This window comes from Natrialba asiatica DSM 12278 (genome assembly GCF_000337555.1).
GTDB lineage: Archaea > Halobacteriota > Halobacteria > Halobacteriales > Natrialbaceae > Natrialba > Natrialba asiatica.
Window position 1 is genome coordinate 191,369 of the sequence record NZ_AOIO01000003.1, and the last position, 18,274, is coordinate 209,642.

General features: G+C 60.4%; 18 protein-coding genes. 14 read left to right on the top strand and 4 right to left on the bottom strand.

Annotated elements, in window-relative coordinates; translation table 11 throughout:
- Positions 1-95: 95 nt before the first annotated feature.
- The 14 genes from C481_RS00820 (at position 96) to C481_RS00885 (ending at position 14,047) form a co-directional block, all read left to right on the top strand.
- Positions 96-1,865 (top strand): Na+/H+ antiporter NhaC family protein, encoded by a 1,770-nt coding sequence (locus tag C481_RS00820; RefSeq protein WP_193787827.1) that lies wholly within the window; start codon positions 96-98, stop codon positions 1,863-1,865.
- Between the two features lie 138 nt (positions 1,866-2,003).
- On the top strand, positions 2,004-3,020 hold the full coding sequence (locus C481_RS00825; RefSeq protein WP_006106843.1) for an asparaginase: 1,017 nt from the start codon (positions 2,004-2,006) through the stop codon (positions 3,018-3,020).
- 259 nt (positions 3,021-3,279) lie between these two features.
- Complete coding sequence (locus C481_RS00830; RefSeq protein ID WP_006106844.1) at positions 3,280-4,068, top strand: class I fructose-bisphosphate aldolase; 789 nt, start codon at positions 3,280-3,282, stop codon at positions 4,066-4,068.
- A 162-nt stretch (positions 4,069-4,230) separates the two neighbouring features.
- Positions 4,231-4,998, top strand: coding sequence for an HTH-type transcriptional regulator GlpR (glpR, locus tag C481_RS00835; protein ID WP_006106845.1), 768 nt, complete (start codon positions 4,231-4,233; stop codon positions 4,996-4,998).
- The gene (gene pfkB, locus C481_RS00840) at positions 4,995-5,918 is read left to right on the top strand and encodes a 1-phosphofructokinase (protein ID WP_006106846.1); all 924 of its coding nucleotides are present in this window, start codon (positions 4,995-4,997) and stop codon (positions 5,916-5,918) included. Before glpR ends, pfkB begins: the two co-directional genes overlap by 4 nt.
- 237 nt (positions 5,919-6,155) lie before the next feature.
- Positions 6,156-7,319 (top strand): PTS fructose transporter subunit IIC, encoded by a 1,164-nt coding sequence (locus C481_RS00845; RefSeq protein WP_006106847.1) that lies wholly within the window; start codon positions 6,156-6,158, stop codon positions 7,317-7,319.
- Positions 7,320-7,362: 43 nt separating this feature from the next.
- Positions 7,363-7,839 (top strand): PTS sugar transporter subunit IIA, encoded by a 477-nt coding sequence (locus C481_RS00850; RefSeq protein WP_006106848.1) that lies wholly within the window; start codon positions 7,363-7,365, stop codon positions 7,837-7,839.
- Positions 7,836-8,177: an HPr family phosphocarrier protein gene (locus C481_RS00855; protein ID WP_006106849.1), complete on the top strand. Its 342-nt coding sequence runs from the start codon at positions 7,836-7,838 to the stop codon at positions 8,175-8,177. Before C481_RS00850 ends, C481_RS00855 begins: the two co-directional genes overlap by 4 nt.
- Positions 8,178-8,181: 4 nt before the next feature.
- Positions 8,182-9,867: a phosphoenolpyruvate--protein phosphotransferase gene (gene ptsP / locus C481_RS00860; protein WP_006106850.1), complete on the top strand. Its 1,686-nt coding sequence runs from the start codon at positions 8,182-8,184 to the stop codon at positions 9,865-9,867.
- Between the two features lie 34 nt (positions 9,868-9,901).
- Complete coding sequence (locus tag C481_RS00865; protein WP_006106851.1) at positions 9,902-10,363, top strand: PTS fructose transporter subunit IIB; 462 nt, start codon at positions 9,902-9,904, stop codon at positions 10,361-10,363.
- Between the two features lie 86 nt (positions 10,364-10,449).
- A complete protein-coding gene (locus tag C481_RS00870; RefSeq protein ID WP_006106852.1) occupies positions 10,450-11,319 on the top strand; it encodes a class 1 fructose-bisphosphatase in 870 nt (289 codons plus the stop codon).
- A 212-nt stretch (positions 11,320-11,531) separates the two neighbouring features.
- Positions 11,532-11,981 carry a MaoC family dehydratase gene (locus C481_RS00875; protein WP_006106853.1) on the top strand — a complete coding sequence of 150 codons (450 nt, stop codon included), beginning with the start codon at positions 11,532-11,534 and terminating at the stop codon, positions 11,979-11,981.
- Between the two features lie 184 nt (positions 11,982-12,165).
- A complete protein-coding gene (locus C481_RS00880) occupies positions 12,166-12,981 on the top strand; it encodes an alpha/beta fold hydrolase (RefSeq protein ID WP_006106854.1) in 816 nt (271 codons plus the stop codon).
- A 196-nt stretch (positions 12,982-13,177) separates the two neighbouring features.
- On the top strand, positions 13,178-14,047 hold the full coding sequence (locus C481_RS00885) for an SMP-30/gluconolactonase/LRE family protein (RefSeq protein ID WP_006106855.1): 870 nt from the start codon (positions 13,178-13,180) through the stop codon (positions 14,045-14,047).
- Positions 14,048-14,125: 78 nt separating this feature from the next.
- Here C481_RS00885 and C481_RS00890 read toward each other — a convergent pair whose 3' ends face one another.
- From C481_RS00890 to C481_RS00905, 4 genes are all read right to left on the bottom strand, one after another.
- Complete coding sequence (locus tag C481_RS00890; RefSeq protein WP_193787828.1) at positions 14,126-14,905, bottom strand: SDR family NAD(P)-dependent oxidoreductase; 780 nt, start codon at positions 14,903-14,905, stop codon at positions 14,126-14,128.
- Positions 14,906-15,012: 107 nt separating this feature from the next.
- Positions 15,013-15,774, bottom strand: a complete 762-nt coding sequence (locus tag C481_RS00895) for an IclR family transcriptional regulator (RefSeq protein ID WP_006106857.1) — start codon at positions 15,772-15,774, stop codon at positions 15,013-15,015.
- An 835-nt stretch (positions 15,775-16,609) separates the two neighbouring features.
- Positions 16,610-17,692, bottom strand: a complete 1,083-nt coding sequence (gfo6, locus tag C481_RS00900) for a D-xylose 1-dehydrogenase Gfo6 (protein ID WP_006106858.1) — start codon at positions 17,690-17,692, stop codon at positions 16,610-16,612.
- 63 nt (positions 17,693-17,755) lie between these two features.
- Positions 17,756-18,256: an adenine nucleotide alpha hydrolase family protein gene (locus C481_RS00905; protein ID WP_006106859.1), complete on the bottom strand. Its 501-nt coding sequence runs from the start codon at positions 18,254-18,256 to the stop codon at positions 17,756-17,758.
- Between the last annotated feature and the right edge of the window lie 18 nt (positions 18,257-18,274).

Sequence of the window (18,274 nt, forward strand, 5' to 3'; positions counted from 1 at the left end):
ATTCGAAGCGATACCCCACTGACCAATACGGATGACCGCTTTCTAGCCGGTTTTCAAAAGGTTAAAGTAGTATTGCCGATCTCGGTTGTGACTGTATGTCATATGAGGCGTTGCCGTACGGAGCACTGTCACTAGTGCCGCCGCTGCTCGCGATTGCACTCGCGATGTACACGCGGCAGGTACTGGTTTCGCTGTTCGCCGGGGTCTGGGCCGGTGCGTTGCTGATCGCCGACTGGAACCCGATCGCCGCAACAGCGTTATCGATGGACTGGATCGTCGAAGTGGTCAGATCGCCGTTCGATACGAAATTTCTCATCCTGATCATGTTCATGGGGGCGGGTGCCGCGTTCATCCACAAATCGGGCGGGATCATCGCGCTCCAGAACTGGATCGGCCACCGGGTAAACACCGCCCGCGATTCGCAAATCCTGACGTGGCTCATCGGCATCTTCATCTTCTTCGATTCGTACACGAGCACGATCGTCACCGGAAACGCGACGCGAGAACTCTCCGAGGATAACCACACGTCCCGCGAGATGCACGCATACGTACTCGACTCGACGACCTCGCCGGTGACGACCTTCGGCCCCGTTTCGAACTGGATCGGCTACCAGGTGTCGATGATCATCGTCGGCTTCGAGGCCGCCGAGTTCACGGCCGAAGAAGTCGGTCTCACCGCCTTCGGGCTCTTCCTGCAGAGCATTCCGTGGAACATCTACTGCTTTCTCGCGTTCTTCATGGTCGGCTTTATCTCGATCACCCAGCGGTTCTACGGCCCGATGTTGGACGCCGAATGGCGGTCGCGCAAGGAGAAAAAGACCAAGCGAGACGACGCGACCCCGCTCTCGGATATCGAAACCGACGTCGGCGAGCCGAGCGAGAAGAACCCGACGCTGGTTAACTTCTTCGCGCCGATTCTGACGCTGCTGGTCGTCGGACTCGTCTCGATGTGGTGGCTCGGCGGCGGCCACCAACCCGGCGTCGACATCGCGACCGCATTCCAGGAGACCGACGTCGCACTCGGCCTGCTCTACGGGTCGTTCGCGTTCATGGCCGTCGGCATGCTCGGTGCCGTCGGCTTCCGGACGATGGACCTCGACGAGGCGGGCGACACCATCATCAGCGGCTTCAAGACGATGATGATCGCCGCCGCGATCATCGTGCTCGCCTGGAGCATCGGCCACGCCGCCGAACAGGTCGGTACCGCCGAGTTCATCGTCGACGTCATGGTCGACAGCGGCGTGCCCGGTTCGTTCCTGCCGCTGCTCATCTTCGTCGCCGCGATGTTCATCGCGTTTACGACGGGGACCTCCTGGGGGACGATGGCGATCCTGACGCCGCTCGCGATCCCGCTCGGCTACGAACTCGTCGGCGTGTCGATCCTGCCGGTGCTGATGGGCGTGCTGTTCGGCGGTGCGATCTGGGGCGACCACGTCTCGCCGATCAGCGATACCACCGTCATGTCGTCGATCTTCGCCGGCTCGGACCACATCGATCACGTGTCCACGCAGATTCCGTTCGCGATGACCGCGGCCGGCGTCACGGTGGTTGCGCTGTTGCTGTACGCCGCCGGACTCACGTCGGCGCTCGTCTTGCTTCCGCTATCGGTCGTCCTCACCGCCGTCGTCGTCGTCGCGCTGAACAAACTGGACGCTCGCCGGAAGAACCTCCCCGAAATCATGCCGACCGCGAAGGCTATCGAGAACGGCACGATCGATACCGACGCGATCGAGAACGGAAATCGATCCGGTGCAACCCAGTTTAACGGAACCTACGACTACATCGCATCGATTCCGCTGACCGCGGTCGGTGTCGTCGCCGTCTATCTCGGCCTCGTCTTCGCGTTCGTCATGATCGGCCTCTGAACGCGACTCTCTCCCGGCCGTATCCAATCTGCTACGAGTTCAGTAGCCGACGGTAGACGATCCATCGGTATCGAACGCGAGGACTGGGACGAGCGACCGATCACAACTACTATACGGTCCGTTCGTCCAGTACGACGCATGGCAACGGTCCACGTCATAGCGACCGGTGGGACGATTGCGGGCACGACGAGCGACACTGGTACGGTACCGACCGAATCCGGACGCGACCTGCTAGAGGCGTATCCCGAGAGCGTCGAGCACGTCGACATCGAACTCGAGCAACTCACGCAGACGCCGAGTTCGGAACTGGCACTCGACGACCTCGTCGACCTGGCCGCACGCGTTCGCGCCGTCGCCGCCGACGTCGACGGCGTGGTGGTCCTCCACGGAACCGATACGATCGAAGAGACCGCCTATTATCTGGATCTCGTCCTCGATGTGAACTCGCCGGTCGTCTGTACCGGTGCACAGCGGCCACACGACGCGATCAGTCCCGACGGGCCGGCGAACGTTCGCGGCGCGCTCGACGCGGCGAGCCACGAGCACGTCCGATCGGGAAGTTACGTGTTCTTTAACGATCGACTGCACGCGGCGCGGGCGGTGACCAAGCGCCACAGCAGCAATCTCGCGGCGTACGGCTCGGGTAACTACGGCCCGGTGGCCGAACGGACGCCGGAGGGACTCTGGTTCTATCGTCATCCCGACAGCCTGTCGACGATGATTCCCGTCCGAGACGTGACGGCGACCGTCGAAATCGTCGCGACGTCGACGGACACGACCGGATCGCAGATCATTGATGCCGTCGATCGCGGCGTCGACGGACTCGTCGTCGACGGACTCGGACTCGGAAACGTTCCCGGCGCTGTCGCCGACGCAATTCGTACTGCGGTCGGCGACGGGATTGACGTGGTTATCACGACACGCTGTCGAGATGGGGTCGTCTCGCCGGTGTACGGAGCCGACGGCGGCGCTGCGGTGCTCGAGGAGGCCGGTGCGATGTTCGCGTCGAACCTCTCCGCGCAAAAGGCCCGAATCAAACTCCTCGCTGCGCTGTCGACCCGATCGGACCGACCGATCCGACCGCTGTTCGACGCCGCTCTATTCGACGGCCACGGATACGTCCGTTCGACCACTGGCTGGGAAGACGCCCACTGATCCTGGTCGACCGACCGCCACGCTGAGACCGATTGCTGGAAGTCAATGCCGGCGCGAACGCTCGGTCGAGGCAAGTATTGGCGAGTTCGCAGCAGATAGGGCGGGAAGTCGGTATACCTCGGATAAGAGCTTCTGGTTCATAGTGATCGCAATACCGGTCCCGAGAACGTGTCGTATAGGGAATAATATCGGACTATCATGGCCCAAAACAAACACGTTCAGTACTACTTAGTTCCAATACGCGAGCACTTCTGATGGAATGCGATCACTATCCGAGACACCCCTCGTTCGAGACGGTAAATCGATCATTCTTGCGCACGATCACGGGTTGGAACACGGGCCGACCGCCTTCTCCGAGGTTCCGGAACGACTCGATCCGGAGACCGTCTTCGAGATGGCAACCCACGACGCCGTCACCGGGTTCGCGGTGCAGAAAGGGCTCGCAGAAACGTACTATCCCTCCTACGAAGACGACGTGAACCTGCTGGCGAAACTCAACGGCACCAGCAGCCTCTGGATGGGCGAACCGTACTCACCACAGACCTGCTCGGTCGAGTACGCGCTCGAACTCGGCGCCGACGCCGTCGGCTACACGGTGTATCCCGGCACCAACCGCGAACCCGAGATGTTCGAGGAGTTCAGAAGCGTCCAGGAATCGGCCCGCGAGCACGACGTTCCGGTCGCAATGTGGTCGTATCCGCGCGGGCAGGCGTTGAAAGAACACCGCAAGCCCGACGTGATCTCGTACGCGACCCGTATCGCGCTCGAACTCGGTGCGGACGTTGCGAAGGTGAAGTATCCCCGCAGCGGCGACGCAATGGCCACGGCGGTGGACGCGGCGGGTGACGTAAACGTCGTGCTCAGCGGCGGCGCGAAAACCTCGGACGACGAGTTCCTCTCGCTGGTCGAGACGGCGATGAACGCCGGCGCGAGTGGGCTGGCCGTCGGTCGAAACGTCTGGCAACGCGACAATCCCGACCGGATCCTCGACGCGCTCGAAGCGGTCGTTTTCGACGGCGCAACCGCAGACGAAGCGCTCCCCGAGTAACGATCCTCGGGATCCGAATCTCGACGCGGTTGGCACGCGATAGCGACGTAGTGCGGTCGACCTGCCGGTTCCGCTGATTGGTACGCAGATAGCGGGCGGAAACAATCAAAACCAGATACAAATATGAACGTCACCGTGCAAGTATCCGACGAACGCACAGCTATGTTACCGGCAATGCGAAAGCGCGAGATCGTCGAGGTGGTCTCCGAGCGCGGCGAGTGTTCCGTCGCCGAACTCGCCGAGGAGATGGACTGCTCGAAGGCGACGATCCGTCGCGATCTCAGCGATCTCGAGGAACGGCAGTTGATCGAGCGATCACACGGCGGTGCCGTCCCAGCGACGACCGTCGGAAGCGAACAGACCTACGGCCAAAAGGAGGTGCAAAATCTCGACAGCAAGCTGGTCATCGCCGAGCGAGCAGTCGAGGAAATCGCCGAGAATCAAGTCGTCTTCTTCGACTCGGGATCGACGACGATGCAAGTCGCCAAGAACGTCCCGACCGACCGATCGTTCCTGTCGGTGACGAACTCGCCGGTCTTAGCGATAGAACTCGGAGAGAAAGATAACGATGTGAAACTGACCGGCGGCACGCTTCGCCACGAGACGCGGGCGCTGACCGGGCCGAGCGCAGAGCGGTTCATGGAGCGAACGAACTTCGACTTGTTGTTTCTCGGGACGAACGCAGTTGATCCGTCCGAAGGACTCATGACACCGAACGAAGACGAAGCCCGCCTGAAATCACTCATGATCGAAAACGCAGCGCGCGTCGTCCTCGTTTCCGATGGTACCAAGCTAGACAAGCGGAGCTTCGTCAAATTCGCATCCGTTGAAGACGTGGACATGTTCATCACCGACGTAACGCTCTCTGAGTGTCAGCGCGAGCCGTTCGACGCCGCCGGCGTCGAACTTATCGAGGGGGTCGGCCAGTGATCGTCACCGTCACGCTCAACCCGGCAGTCGACCACACGCTTGCGATTCCCGACCTTCCCGAGGACGGCGAAATCGCACGCACCGACGACGCACGCGTCGACCCCGGCGGAAAGGGAATCAACGTCTCGAAGTATCTCGTCGAACTCGACACCGAAACGACCGCAACCGGAATCACCGGTGACTTCCTCGGCCGGTTCGTTCGAGACAGTTTGACCGAACAGGGAATCGACAGCGATTTCGTCGACATCGAGGGCCGAACGCGGCTCAACACCACGATCCTGACCGACGATGCGGAATACAAGCTCAATCACGATGGCCCCACCGTCGACGGACGCGCGATCGAGACACTCCTCGAGACTATCGAGCACCACGACCCCGGCACTGTCGTGATCGGGGGCAGCCTTCCGCCCGGCCTCGGCCCTGGTTCCATCGACCGAATCGCTCGGGCGGGCAACTGGCGAACAGCGGTCGACGTCGGCGGAACCGTTCTCCGCGATCTCAACGCTTCCTACACGCTCTGCAAACCCAACCGAGAAGAACTCGCAGTAGCGACAGACCGCTCGATCGACTCGCTCAAAGACTGTTACGACGCAGTCGAACAGTTGCAAGCGATGGGCTACGACCGCGTTGTTGCATCGCTTGGAGCCGACGGCGCAATCCTGGCAACACCGGACGATCTGCTGCACGCAGCGGCGCTGGAGACGACTGTCGTCGACACGGTCGGAGCTGGCGACTCGTTACTCGCAGGGGTACTGGCCGCGCTGGAACGCGGTGCAACGGACGAAGAGGCGCTTCGGGCGGGCGTCGCCGTTGCCGCACAGGTTGTCTCGGTACCGGGGACGACCGTCCCACCGCTCGACGACGTGCCAACGCGACTCGAATCGGTACCGGTCTCATCGCCGGAGCCCTTCTCCCGGTAAGAATGACTACGTCTGAACGCTTTGGACCCATTCATCGCCGTGTGTTCATTCCTGAACGATCACTGTCCGATACAGCAAACGGGGATCAATTGTGTCTCAAATCAGCAACAACTAGCGAATTTGAGTCGATTTTCGAGTTCATTCTGCGTGATCGGGCTTTTATTCCGTCGGTTAGAGACAGTAACGATCATACTCGAAAATTCTTTTGAATAATAGGTAGGAACTTCAGAGCGAAGCATGGCATTGACAGACAGTGCGGAGAACGCGCTCCGGTCGCACGTTACGTCCGTAAAGGAGGACGTGATGACCGGCGTGTCGTTCATGATTCCGTTCGTCACGATCGGGGGAATCTTCCTTGCAGTGGCGTACATGATCCCCGGTAACACCGAGAACGTGTTCGAAGCGACCGGGACGCCCGCTTGGTACCTGGCCGAGATCGGTAATCTGGGGCTGACGATTATGATTCCCGTTCTGGGGGCGTACATCAGCTACGGTATCGCGGACAAACCCGGATTGGCTCCGGGATTCATCCTCTCGTGGACGATCCAGCAAGAGCGGATCATCGAAGCTGCGGGGACGATCGTCGGGTTCCAGGCCGACGGTGCCGTCGCCGGGTTCCTCGGTGCGCTCGTGACCGGTCTGCTCGCCGGCTACGTCGCTCGGTGGATGAAGGGGTGGGCGGTTCCGTCCTTCATCAAACCGATGATGCCGGTATTGATTATTCCCGTCTTCACGACGGCGCTGCTGACCCCGCTCGTGATCGTCGGGCTCGGCGTTCCGATCGCCATCGTCGACGACGCGCTGACGACGTTCCTCCAGAACATGGAGGGCGCAAACGCCCTGCTCCTGGGCGCGATCCTCGGCGCGATGATGGCCCTCGACGTGGGCGGTCCCGTCAACAAGGTTGCGTACGTCTTCGCGGTCGCGCTCGTCGGCGACCAGATCCACGGACCGATGGCCGCTGTAATGATCGCGGGCATGACGCCGCCGCTTGGATTGGCGCTCTCGAACTTCATCGCTCCCCAGAAGTACTCCGCCGAAATGTACGAGAACGCCAAGGCCGCGATTCCGCTCGGACTGGCGTTCGTCACCGAGGGAGCAATTCCCTACGCGGCGGCCGATCCGCTTCGGGTTATTCCGAGCGCCGTGGTCGGGAGTTCGACGGCCGCGGCGACGGCGATGTGGCTCGGCGTGACGATGCGGGCCCCGCACGGCGGCGTCTTCGTGATCCTCCTCTCGAATAGTGGGCTCGCGTTCCTCGGCTGTATCGCGCTCGGAACCGCGGTGACCGCGGCCGTTGCGACGGCGATCAAACCCGACTTCGAACGGACGGTTGCCGACGTCGAAACGGATACCGAAACTGGAACGAGTTCACAGCCAGCGGCACAAATTAACGACTAAGACAAGTTTGTTACCATCGCTCTATACTCACGGATTACAACCAATGACCGACACACTCACCCGGAACCGAATCGAGACGCTCGCGCCGACCGACCACATCTCGCTCGAACCGCCGACCGCCGACAAGCGGGGCTACATCGAGTTCCTCCTGGATCTCCTTGTCGGCGCAGGGCGTGTCGAAGACCGTGAAACCGCGCTGCAGGCCTTGCTCGCACGAGAGGAAGAGACGACGACCGGTGTCGGTATGGGTATCGGGATTCCCCACGCCCAGACCGACGCGGTAACCGAACCGTCGGTGGCGGTCACCCGCTCGGACGACGGCGTCGACTTCGGGGCGATGGACGACGAACCTGCGCGGCTCCTCTTTATGATTCTCGTCCCCGAATCGGGAGCCGACGACCACCTCGCGATCCTGAGTACGCTGTCGCGTGCGCTCATGCACGACGAGGTCCGCCAGAACCTGTACGATGCGGAAACGCCCGACGACGTTCAGGCGGTTCTCAAGGAGGCGGTAGCATGAGTTCCGAACTCGAACGGGTCGTTACAGTCGTTCCCGAAGCGGGCCTGCACGCTCGTCCTGCCGCCACGTTCGTCGAAACGGTCACCGACGCAGACTCCGACGTTCAGATCGCGCACGCGACCGACGATGATGACGACCTCACGCCCGCAGCCAGCATGATCGCCGTCACGAGCCTCGGCGTCGAACACGGCGAAGAGATCCGGATCGTTGCCGACGGCCCGGATGCAGCGGCGACGCTCGATGCGCTCGAACGCGTGCTTACGACACCGGAAGACGAACTCGGCGGAGAGAACGCAACGGCCACAGACGCAGACGCGACCACAGACACGAATGCCTGAGCAGATGTCCCGCCGAACACTCACCGGCACCGGTGCGACGCCACGCGCTGCCGTCGGCACGGTCGTCTGGTACAGTCGAGACAGCGACCTCGGAGACCCCGACGAGACGAGCGTCGATCCGCCAACCGAACTCGAACGGTTCGAGGACGCGCGCGAAGCCGCCCGCGCGGAACTCGAAGCCGAGCGCGAGCGCACCGCCGAGCGGGTCGGCGAGCAAGAGGCCGACGTGTTCGACGCCCATCTACAGTTCCTCAACGACCCGCAGATCGAATCCGGCGTCTCGAGCGGCGTCGAGAACGACTTGCCAGCCGAACACGCCGTCAAACGAGCCTTTGCCGACCCGATCGAGCAGTTCCAGGATATGGACGGACGGATGGCCGAGCGGGCCGACGACCTCCGCGACGTTCGCGACCGCCTGATTCGGCTGCTCACCGGCAGCGAACGGGTCGATCTCGGCGACCTCCCGGACGGGGCAGTCGTCCTCGCCGAGCGACTGACTCCAAGCGATACGGCACAACTCGATCCGGGCCGAGTTGCCGGGTTCGCGACCGTTACCGGCGGCCGAACCTCCCACGCGGCGATCTTCGCTCGATCGCTGGCACTCCCGGCCGTCGTCGGCATCGGCGACGAACTACACGAGGTCGAGGAAGGGGCGACCGTCGTCGTCGACGGGGAAACCGGCGAACTCTGTCTCGATCCGAGCGACGAGCACCGCGAGGAGGCGATGGCCACCGGCGAGGTCGACGTTCGAACCGACCCCGTAAGCACGGCCGACGGTCGTGCCATCGAAGTCGCCGCAAACGTCGGCCAACCCGCCGAACTCGACGGCGTCCGAGCACAGGGCGCGGACGGAATCGGCCTCTACCGCACGGAGTTTCTGTTCCTCGACCGCCAGTCACCACCCGACGAGGACGAACAGTACGACGCGTACACGACCGCCCTCGAGACGTTCCCGGACGGGCGCGTGATCGTCCGCACGCTCGACATCGGCGGCGACAAGCCGATTCCCTACCTCGACCTTCCCGACGAGGAGAATCCGTTCCTCGGCGAACGCGGGATCCGTCGCTCGCTCGACTCCGACACCGAACTCTTCGAAACCCAACTGCGCGCGCTGCTCCGCGCAGCCGCCGACGGCGACGGAGAACTCGCCGTCATGTTCCCGCTCGTCACGACGGTCGATGAACTCGACGCCGCACTCGAAACCGTGGGCGCAGTTGCAAAGCAACTGGACGCGGAAAACGTCGCCCACGCCGTCCCCGAACTCGGCGTGATGATCGAAACCCCGAGCGCCGTGTTCGCCGCACCGGAACTCGCCGAGCGAGTCGACTTCCTCAGCGTCGGTACGAACGATCTCACCCAGTACACGATGGCCGCCGCACGCGGCAACGAAAACGTCGAAGCGCTCAGAGACCCGACGCAGCCGGCCGTTCTTCGCGCCATCGAACGAACCGTCGACGCGGCCCACGAAAACGATGCGTGGGTCGGCATGTGCGGCGAAATGGCCGGCGACCCCGACCTAACCGAACTCCTCGTCGGACTGGGATTCGACGAACTGAGCATGAGCGCCGTCACCGTTCCGGACGTAAAAGCAGCCGTCCGATCGATTCACACCGACGATGCGGCCGCGCACGCAACGCGCGCACTCGACGCAGCCACCGGAGAGCAAGTACGTACGCAGCTCAACGAGTAACTCGCCTACTGCAACCTCACGACACCACACAGCCATGAAACTCATCGCAGTCACGTCATGTCCAACCGGTATCGCACACAGCCAGATGGCAGCGGAAAACCTCGAGACGACCGCCGAAGACCGCGGCCACGACATCAAAGTCGAGGTCCAGGGCGCAATGGGTGCCGAAAACGAACTGACCGAGACCGACGTTCAGACCGCTGACGCAGCGATCATCGCCGCAGATACGGCGGTCAGTCAGGATCGCTTTACGGACATCGTGCTGATCAAAAGCGCCGTCAAAGAAGCCGTCAACGACGCCGGCGGACTCATCGATCAAGCGGTGCACCAAGCCGAAGCCGGCGAAACAGGCGTTAGCGCTGTCGGGTCCGAGAGCGGAGCGACCGCCGAATCCGAAACCGAACAGGCGGGTTCGGCAACCGCCGAATCCACGGAACAGCTCGGCGGCGACCCCTCCAAAGGCCTCTTCGCCCGCCTCAAGCGGTTATTCTCCTAATGGAACGGCTCGACTCGATCCGACGAGGGGCACGGAGACCGCAACCACACTGCAACCACACCTCCCGAAAACACCCGACGAAATCGATGACACTGACCGACGTACGCACACTCCTCGATGAACTCGCGGCGATCGCACCCGCCGTCAGGACGGAGTTACGATCGGCCGCCAACCGGGGGAAAACAGCGACGGAGAACTCGAGCGGTGACGACCAATCAGTCGCGGATCTGGCGATCAATCGCCGGTTTCGAGAGCGATTGAGCCCGCTCGACGCCGTCGGTGCGTTCGCCAGCGAAGAGTGCGAGAGCGTCGAAGAAACCGGCGAGGGATACAGCGTCGCCATCGATCCGCTCGACGGATCGTCGAATCTACAGTCGAACAATACCGTCGGGACGGTCATTGGCGTATACGACGCACCGCTTCCGGCCAGCGGACGGAATCTGATTGCCAGCGCCGTTCTCCTGTACGGACCGATAACGACGATGACGACCGCCGTCGACGGAACTGTAACGCAGTATACGATCGACTGCGGCGAGATGGTCGATTCCCGTCCGGTGACCGTTCCCGATAGGGAACGGATCTGCGGATTCGCCGGAACGACGAGCGAGTGGTCCGAGCCGGTCCGGTCGTTCTGGCGGGAGCTAACCGACGAATGCAAACTTCGGTACACCGGTGCGATGGTCGGCGATATCGCGCACCTCCTCGTCGACGGCGGACTGCTCGGGTATCCCGAGCGAACAGCCAGTCCGAACGGGGATCTTCGACTCCAGTACGAGGTGAATCCGATCGCCCACCTCGTCGAAACCGCCGGCGGACGGTCGTCAACCGGTCGCGGGTCGCCGCTCGATATCCAACCCGACGGATTGCATCAGCACGTTCCGGCGTACTTCGGGACACCAGCCACGATCGACACGTTGGAGGCTCATCTCGAGAGTGCCAGCCAAACGGACGAGTGAGAGACCGCCGCGAGCGGAAGACGAACTCCCATTCTAATGTAGAGATCCCAATGTGTCACAGTCGACCGCGAGTCCATCCGCAGAGCGCAAATTAGCGGGTGTAAGCGGGTAGAAAACGGTACGATACCGTTCTCATAGAATCGAATACGCACAATTACGAGAGGGTCAAAACCCGCCCTTAGGTTTATACCATATGGAGATAACCATTAGATATGGTAGGAAAATTCTACGAAGATTTTTCCGTCGGAGATACACAGGAGTTCGGCAACTATACCGTCGAAAAAGAGGAGATCATTGCATACGGGAAGAAATACGATCCCCAACCGTTTCATACAAACGAGGATGCCGCCGAAGAGTCAGCCTTTGGCGGACTCATCGCGAGCGGACTCCTCACCGCGGGGATCGGGCAGCGAATGCTCGTCGAGAATTTCATTCACGGATCTCGTGCGAGAGGGTCGCTCGGTATCGATAACTTGCGTTGGCGACATCCCGTTAGACCCGGAGATACGCTTTCGATGAAGACGGAGATAGTTGAAAAAGAGATCTGGAACGACGACTACGGAATTGTCAGCGTTAGTATCGAGATACGCAACCAAGAGGGTGAGATAGCCGCATCGCTGATCGGACTGATTAGATACGAAAGAAGGGAAGAACGAGAGTAAGAGAGCGCTTTCCTATCGAAAACCAATAGGAACGTAGAATACGGTGCAATACACTCAGGACCGGGGTGTAAAATCAGCTATTGGGGAAAAGTTCAGTGATGTGTCTCCTTTATATTCATATTTCTATTTAACAATTTTGAGTGAACTGATATATAGTAGAATGTTGACTCTGGATACGATACGTATGAAAAAAGAGAGCCCAACAGTAGCGAGATACCGAGAGCGGGCATCTACCGTGATAACGGACGCTGGCGATGGCCCGCCGATCGTATTTGCCCACGGCATGCTAACGGATCGGACGTTATTCAACCACCAGCTCGCAGCGTTATCGGATAGCTATCGAACGATCTCTTACGACTTGCGAGCGCGAACCGACCGCTATAACGAATCCTACGACCTCAAGGATCTCGCCGCCGATCTCAACGCATTACTCGACGCGCTACACATCGAGTCGGTTGTATTAGCCGGGATTTCCATGGGCGGATTTATGGCGCTACGCTTTGCGGAACACTATCCGCAACGAGTAAACGGCCTCGTTCTCATCAACAGTATGGCCGAACCGCATACGGAGGCCGAACGAGAAGAATACAGCGCCCTTGCAAAACGAGTTCTCGACGAAGGCGTGCAATCCGAACGCGTCCGCCACATCGCTCGGACCAAAATGTTCGGAGAAACGACACTGGAAGATAACCCTACTATTGTTGATCATTGGGAAAAGCGGTGGATGACCTATCCTCACGAGTCAGTTTACCACGCTATGCACTCGTGGATTGATCGGTCCGATTACACACATAAGCTTCCAAATATCGAAATTCCAGTGTTATCTATCCACGGAAAAGAAAATACCGTTCTTGCTCCGAAACGTACGGAATCAATGCTGAATACCCTTCCTGACGCGCGTCAAACGGTGGTATCTGCAGCAGGACACAGCGCCCCGGTGGAACAGCCAGACGAGGTAACTGACGCCATTCGCGAGTTCCTATCAGAGGGAATATTATAGTGTATATTTTTGTGAGAGAGTGTTATCGTAGTTTCATCTCTCCTGCTGGGCGGAATACGTATAGATAGCTAGTATAATATTTTATTTTGGAAATATAGAATGGAGTACCTCTGAATAGAAGCGACCCGTAGGACGACCACACACGAGTGGATCGTATTCACCATAGATTTAATGTACTATTGTTCGAACATAGCATATGGCACGACCAGAACGTATTGTCGATATCCGCGCCCACACCGGCGAGGGTCCGATATGGCACCCGGACGAGCGCCGGCTGTACTGGGTCGACATCCCGGCGGGACGGCTGTACGAATACGACCCAGCGGCCGACGACTGCGAACTCGTCTACGAAACGACCGAGCGGCCGCTCGGCGGGACCACGGTCGAAGCCGATGGCGCATTGCTCCTGTTCACCCACGGAACCGTTCTCCGATTCGACCCGACGACGGCCGCCGTAACCACGGTCGCCGAACTCGAAACGGAGACGCGATTCAACGATGTCATCGCCGACCCCGAAGGGCGCGTCTTCTGCGGGACGATGCCCGGCGAGAACGAACTCGGAGAGCTCTACCGGCTCGACCCGGACGGCACAGCGACCGTCGTCGTCGAAACCGTCGACATCGCCAACGGGATGGGGTTTTCTCCCGACGGCGAGACCTTCTACTTCACCGAATCCGAAGCACAGCGAATCTACGCGTTCGACTACGACAGGGCCACCGGCGAACTCTGGAACCGCCGCGTCCTCCTCGAGACACCGCCAGACGATGGGGTTCCGGACGGTATGACCGTCGACGGAGACGGATACATCTGGTCCGCCCGGTGGAACGGCGGCCGCGTCATCAAATACGCGCCGGACGGAACCGCGGTCGATGAACTCGATCTTCCCGCGCGAAAGGTTTCCTCAGTCACCATCGGTGGCCCGTCGTACGACGAACTGTATCTCACGACTGCGCTCACCGACGGTGACCGCGCTACCGAGGGAGATGGGGCCGGAGCGCTCTTTCGCGTTCCTGATATCGATACCGGTGGCGTTCCCGAGTTCCGCTCGCGGATCGCAAGCGAGTGATCAGAAATCGGCAATTCGAGGCCGGAACCGGGAATAGACGGGATACCGGTATGACTAGAGCGTGATCTCGACGCAGGTTCAGAGGGCGCTCGTCGCAAAGCCGCCGTCCACCGTCAGCACTTCGCCGGTCACGAACGAGGCGGCGTCGCTGGAGAGATAGATCGCCGCGCCGATCAACTCCTCACGCTCGCCGACGCGACCGAGCGGGGTTCGCTTGTCGATCCGCGCTCGTTTCTCGGTTCCTTCGGCGTAGGTGTCCGCGTTCTGCGGTGTGATGAAGAATCCGGGGGCAATCGCATTGACCCGAACGTCGGGAGCGAGTTCTTTTGCGGAGGCGCGGGTGAACGCCTCGACGCCACCTTTCGCGGCCGAGTAGGCCGGCAGATTCGCCATCGAGAGTCGCGCCGAAAGCGAGGAGATGTTGATGATGCTTCCGCCGCCGTCCTCGGCCATCGCAGGTGCGAAGGTCTGCGTCACGCGCCGGACGCCGTCGAGTGCGACGTCGGTGACGAACTCCCAGTCATCGTCGTCGACGCCGAGGACGGTCTCGCGGGAGATCGCGCCTTGCGATGCGACGACGATGTCGACACCGCCGAACAGTTCTTCGGCGCGTTCACGGACGAGTTCGAGTGAGTCTCGGTCAGTGACGTCGCAGGTGATGCGGGCGGTTTCGGCGCCACGGTCTTCGAGTAGGGTCGCGGTCTCGTCGACTTTGTCCTCGCTTCGGCTGGTTGCAATGACATCGGCACCGTCGGCGGCAAGTCCGAGGGCGAGTGCTTGTCCAATGCCGCTGGTACCACCGACGACGATGGCACGCTTTCCCGAAACGGTAACCGGAGTGTGCGAATAATCCTCCATACGAAGGGGACTCTCGTCGGGAATCATGAACGTTTTCATCGGCACGATCGCAGAGCCGAGGGGTGTCAGGGAGAGTGGGGTGGAGAGAGCGATGGAGAAAGGCGATGTCAGGAGTAATTGTACTCGAGTTCGATCACGTTTGCAGCGCCGAGTACTGCCTCGGGGAGGGCCTCGTAAAAGCGGTCGTCATCGACCCGGTGGACCGGACAGGCCACGCTGATAGCGGCGATACTGCGGTCCGAATCGTCGGTGATCGGCGCGGCGATACAGCGGAGTCCGTTGAGGCGCTCTTCTCGGTCGACCGCGTATCGCTGGTCGCGGATTTCCTCGAGTTCAGCGTCGAACGCGTCGCGGTCGGTGATCGTTTGTGGGGTGAGTTCGGGAAGTCCTTGGTCGGCGATGATTTCGTCGACCGTTTCGTCGGGACGAAACGCGAGAATCGCTTTGCCGAGGCCGGTACAGTGGAGGCGAACGCGTTTTCCCTCGTGGGTGTCGAGTTCGACTGCGTTTTCGCCTTTCGACTGATAAAGGTAGATACCCTTGCCGTTCTTTTCGACGAGAAGGTTGACGAGTTCCCCCGTTTCGTCGGCGAGTTCGTCGACTTGCGACTGGGCAGTGTCGTAGATCGGCGTCCGATTGCGGGCGTACGCGCCGAGGCCGAGAAACGAGAGACCGATGTGGTATTCGTCGCCGTCCTTGTCGACGTACTCGTAGTTCTCGAGCGTCGTCAGGTGGTTGTGAACGGCGCTCTTGCCGATGTCGACGCGGGCTGCGATCTCGGAGACGCCAGCTCCGTCGAGTTCTTGAATGATCTCGAGGATTTCGAACGTTCGCCCGACGGTTCGTACGGGATATTTCGGATCCGCCATATGCGTCACATGCTCGTCGATCACATATAAATTATTCTGACACACAAAACGAGGTTTCGAGGCACAGAATGAAAAAAGAGCGATACAGAACGATTAGCCGAGTGCGATCGACGGTTCGCGACCTGTTCGAGTCGATCATATGCCATTGTGTGGAGAGAGCGCTGTCAGATCACCAGTCTCCGTTCTCGAGTTCGGCCGCGAGCAACATACCGTTCATTCTCGATGGGGATGAGTCTTCATAGGCGAATAGCATTCAGTTATAGAGAACAAAGACCGATACACAGAGAACTCGCGTGTGACAAGGTACCAACCGAAAGGAGACAAGGGAAACCGGCTATTGGGGCGTTTCACCGCCTCTATCGAGAGTCCCTCGCCAAAGATAAAGTATCCTTGAGAGGGCAGGGAGTACCGAAAGCCCTCGACAGATTCTTACGGATGTACTACTGTAAATGTAGAACAGGCGTCTGGTCAGTTGTATCGAGCGATTCGTCCACAAACGCGGCACTAGTCGGCCGGTTCAGTCAGGGAAACCACCGCTCAATGAGACGATCGATAATGGATGAGTGTTACAGAATAGGATTCTGTATGAATGAATAGCATTCTGAAAGACAGTCGATCAATGACATGCTATCGGAGCAACTGCAACGATTCACACTGATCGCACCGTAGTCGTGCGATTAGGTGTGTAATGACTGCTAGAGACAGCCGATAGGCAGGAAGGCACAGGAAAGAATCGCAGGAGTGACCGTATTCGAATACAGTCCAGTTTCCGGGCGAAACAGGCCAAAGTGATAGCGGATCGTTCGCCGCTGGATGGGAGCAGACTACTTCGGTGTCATAGATCGAGAGTGACCACATCCCCGCGGTCGGCGGATTCGTGAAGCGCTTCGATGATCCGCATATCTCCCAGTCCGTGATGCCCATCCGGGTAGATCTCGCGCTCACCCAGAAGGCGGTCGGCAAAGTAGTCGAACTCCTCTCTCATCTCCGCTTCGGCATCGAACGTCTCGTGTTCGACCGAAATGGAGACGTCACCCCGCGAGAGGTCCATCGAACACTCCCCGTGGAACGCCGGTTGGAGGGTAATTTGGCCCTCCGTTCCCGTAATCTTGAGCTCCGTGTCCTCGTGAGCGTGCTGACTGGCCGTCGAGATCATCTGGATATCGTCTTCGAAGACGAACAGCGACGAGGCGCGTTCGTCCGGGACGGCGTCGAACGCCTCGTGCGCCGAGATCATATTCGAGCGGACTGACACGGGCTCGCGCTGAAGGAGGTACCGCGTCGTATTGATCGAGTAGATTCCCAGATCCATCACCGACGTTCCGTACCCGCTCAGATCGGGATCGAGTCGCCACTGATCCGGATCGGGGATCATCTCGAGCAGCGGCTGACTGTTGTGGCCGTAGACCGACACCGGCTCGCCGATGAAGCCGTCTTCGATCAACTCCCGCGCTCGCTGGACGGCCGGCTCGGTGTGCATCCGGTACGCGATCATCAACGGTACGTCGGCTCGCTCGCAGGTCTCGACGAGTTCAGTGGCGCGTTCGACGGTGGCCTCCATCGGCTTTTCGCAGAGCACCGCCTTGTCCAGGCTGGCTGCGGTTGCAGCGTACTCCAGGTGGTAGGCGTTCGGCGTGCCGATGTAGACGGCATCGTACCGGTCGGCCGCGTCGCCGTCGTGGAACTCGTCGTAGCTGAGTCCGCGTTCGACGTCGTTCTCGGCGGCCAGACGGTCCGCCTTCTCGCTCGAACTGCTGACCAGGACGGTAACCTCGCCGAGTTCCGAGGATTCGATCGCCGGGAGCGCAACGTCGATGGTCCACCATCCAAGACCGATCAGGGCGTATCGAACGGTCCCCGATTCTTCGTCGGTCGTTTGCCAGGTTCGCTCGTCGTAGGTATCGATCCACTCGCGCATACAGCGTGCTATCTCGTCAGTTGATAAAAAATGATCGATGACAGTGTGTCCCAATGGCAGGGATTACGAGTTCTGTGCTGCCGTCTCGGTGTCCTCGTCGAGGGAGACGGTGACGAGCCCGTCGAAATTCAAAAGGACGCGCTGAATCCAGTCGCCGAAGATCGCCTTGCCGGTCGGCGAGCGCTTGCGGCCGGCGATAAAGATCGAATCGCAGTCGAACTCGTCGGCGGCGTTGAGCGTTCCCATGCCGTAGCCCTGCGAGAGAACGCGGACGGTGGGAGTATAGTCGATTTCGGGATCATCGAGCGTTCGCCGGACGAATTGTTCGAGCTCAGTTTCGGCGGCATCGATGATCGCTGCTTCGTCGGTGGTGCTGTCGGAGACGCCCCCGATCTCGCCGATCGAGTCGAGCCTGCGGACGCCCGGACCGATCTCTTCGGGGGTTGCAAAGGCCAGGACGATCAGGGTCGTCTCCTCGTCGCCACCGCGGGCGGACTGGGCGGCTTCGCTGAGCAGCGCGGCGTGGTTGGGAGTGTCTTCGACGACGACAAGTCCGGTTTCCATACAGCGCCCTACTGGACG

Coding starts and splice junctions, on each gene's coding strand:
- C481_RS00850 (WP_006106848.1), top strand. CDS start 7,363: ATGACCGACACACTCACCCGGAACCGAATCGAGACGCTCGCGCCGACC.
- glpR (WP_006106845.1), top strand. CDS start 4,231: ATGTTACCGGCAATGCGAAAGCGCGAGATCGTCGAGGTGGTCTCCGAG.
- ptsP (WP_006106850.1), top strand. CDS start 8,182: ATGTCCCGCCGAACACTCACCGGCACCGGTGCGACGCCACGCGCTGCC.
- C481_RS00820 (WP_193787827.1), top strand. CDS start 96: ATGTCATATGAGGCGTTGCCGTACGGAGCACTGTCACTAGTGCCGCCG.
- C481_RS00895 (WP_006106857.1), bottom strand. CDS start 15,774: ATGGCGGATCCGAAATATCCCGTACGAACCGTCGGGCGAACGTTCGAA.
- C481_RS00870 (WP_006106852.1), top strand. CDS start 10,450: ATGACACTGACCGACGTACGCACACTCCTCGATGAACTCGCGGCGATC.
- C481_RS00885 (WP_006106855.1), top strand. CDS start 13,178: ATGGCACGACCAGAACGTATTGTCGATATCCGCGCCCACACCGGCGAG.
- C481_RS00890 (WP_193787828.1), bottom strand. CDS start 14,905: ATGGAGGATTATTCGCACACTCCGGTTACCGTTTCGGGAAAGCGTGCC.
- C481_RS00825 (WP_006106843.1), top strand. CDS start 2,004: ATGGCAACGGTCCACGTCATAGCGACCGGTGGGACGATTGCGGGCACG.
- C481_RS00875 (WP_006106853.1), top strand. CDS start 11,532: ATGGTAGGAAAATTCTACGAAGATTTTTCCGTCGGAGATACACAGGAG.
- C481_RS00865 (WP_006106851.1), top strand. CDS start 9,902: ATGAAACTCATCGCAGTCACGTCATGTCCAACCGGTATCGCACACAGC.
- C481_RS00845 (WP_006106847.1), top strand. CDS start 6,156: ATGGCATTGACAGACAGTGCGGAGAACGCGCTCCGGTCGCACGTTACG.
- C481_RS00905 (WP_006106859.1), bottom strand. CDS start 18,256: ATGGAAACCGGACTTGTCGTCGTCGAAGACACTCCCAACCACGCCGCG.
- gfo6 (WP_006106858.1), bottom strand. CDS start 17,692: ATGCGCGAGTGGATCGATACCTACGACGAGCGAACCTGGCAAACGACC.
- C481_RS00880 (WP_006106854.1), top strand. CDS start 12,166: ATGAAAAAAGAGAGCCCAACAGTAGCGAGATACCGAGAGCGGGCATCT.
- C481_RS00830 (WP_006106844.1), top strand. CDS start 3,280: ATGCGATCACTATCCGAGACACCCCTCGTTCGAGACGGTAAATCGATC.
- C481_RS00855 (WP_006106849.1), top strand. CDS start 7,836: ATGAGTTCCGAACTCGAACGGGTCGTTACAGTCGTTCCCGAAGCGGGC.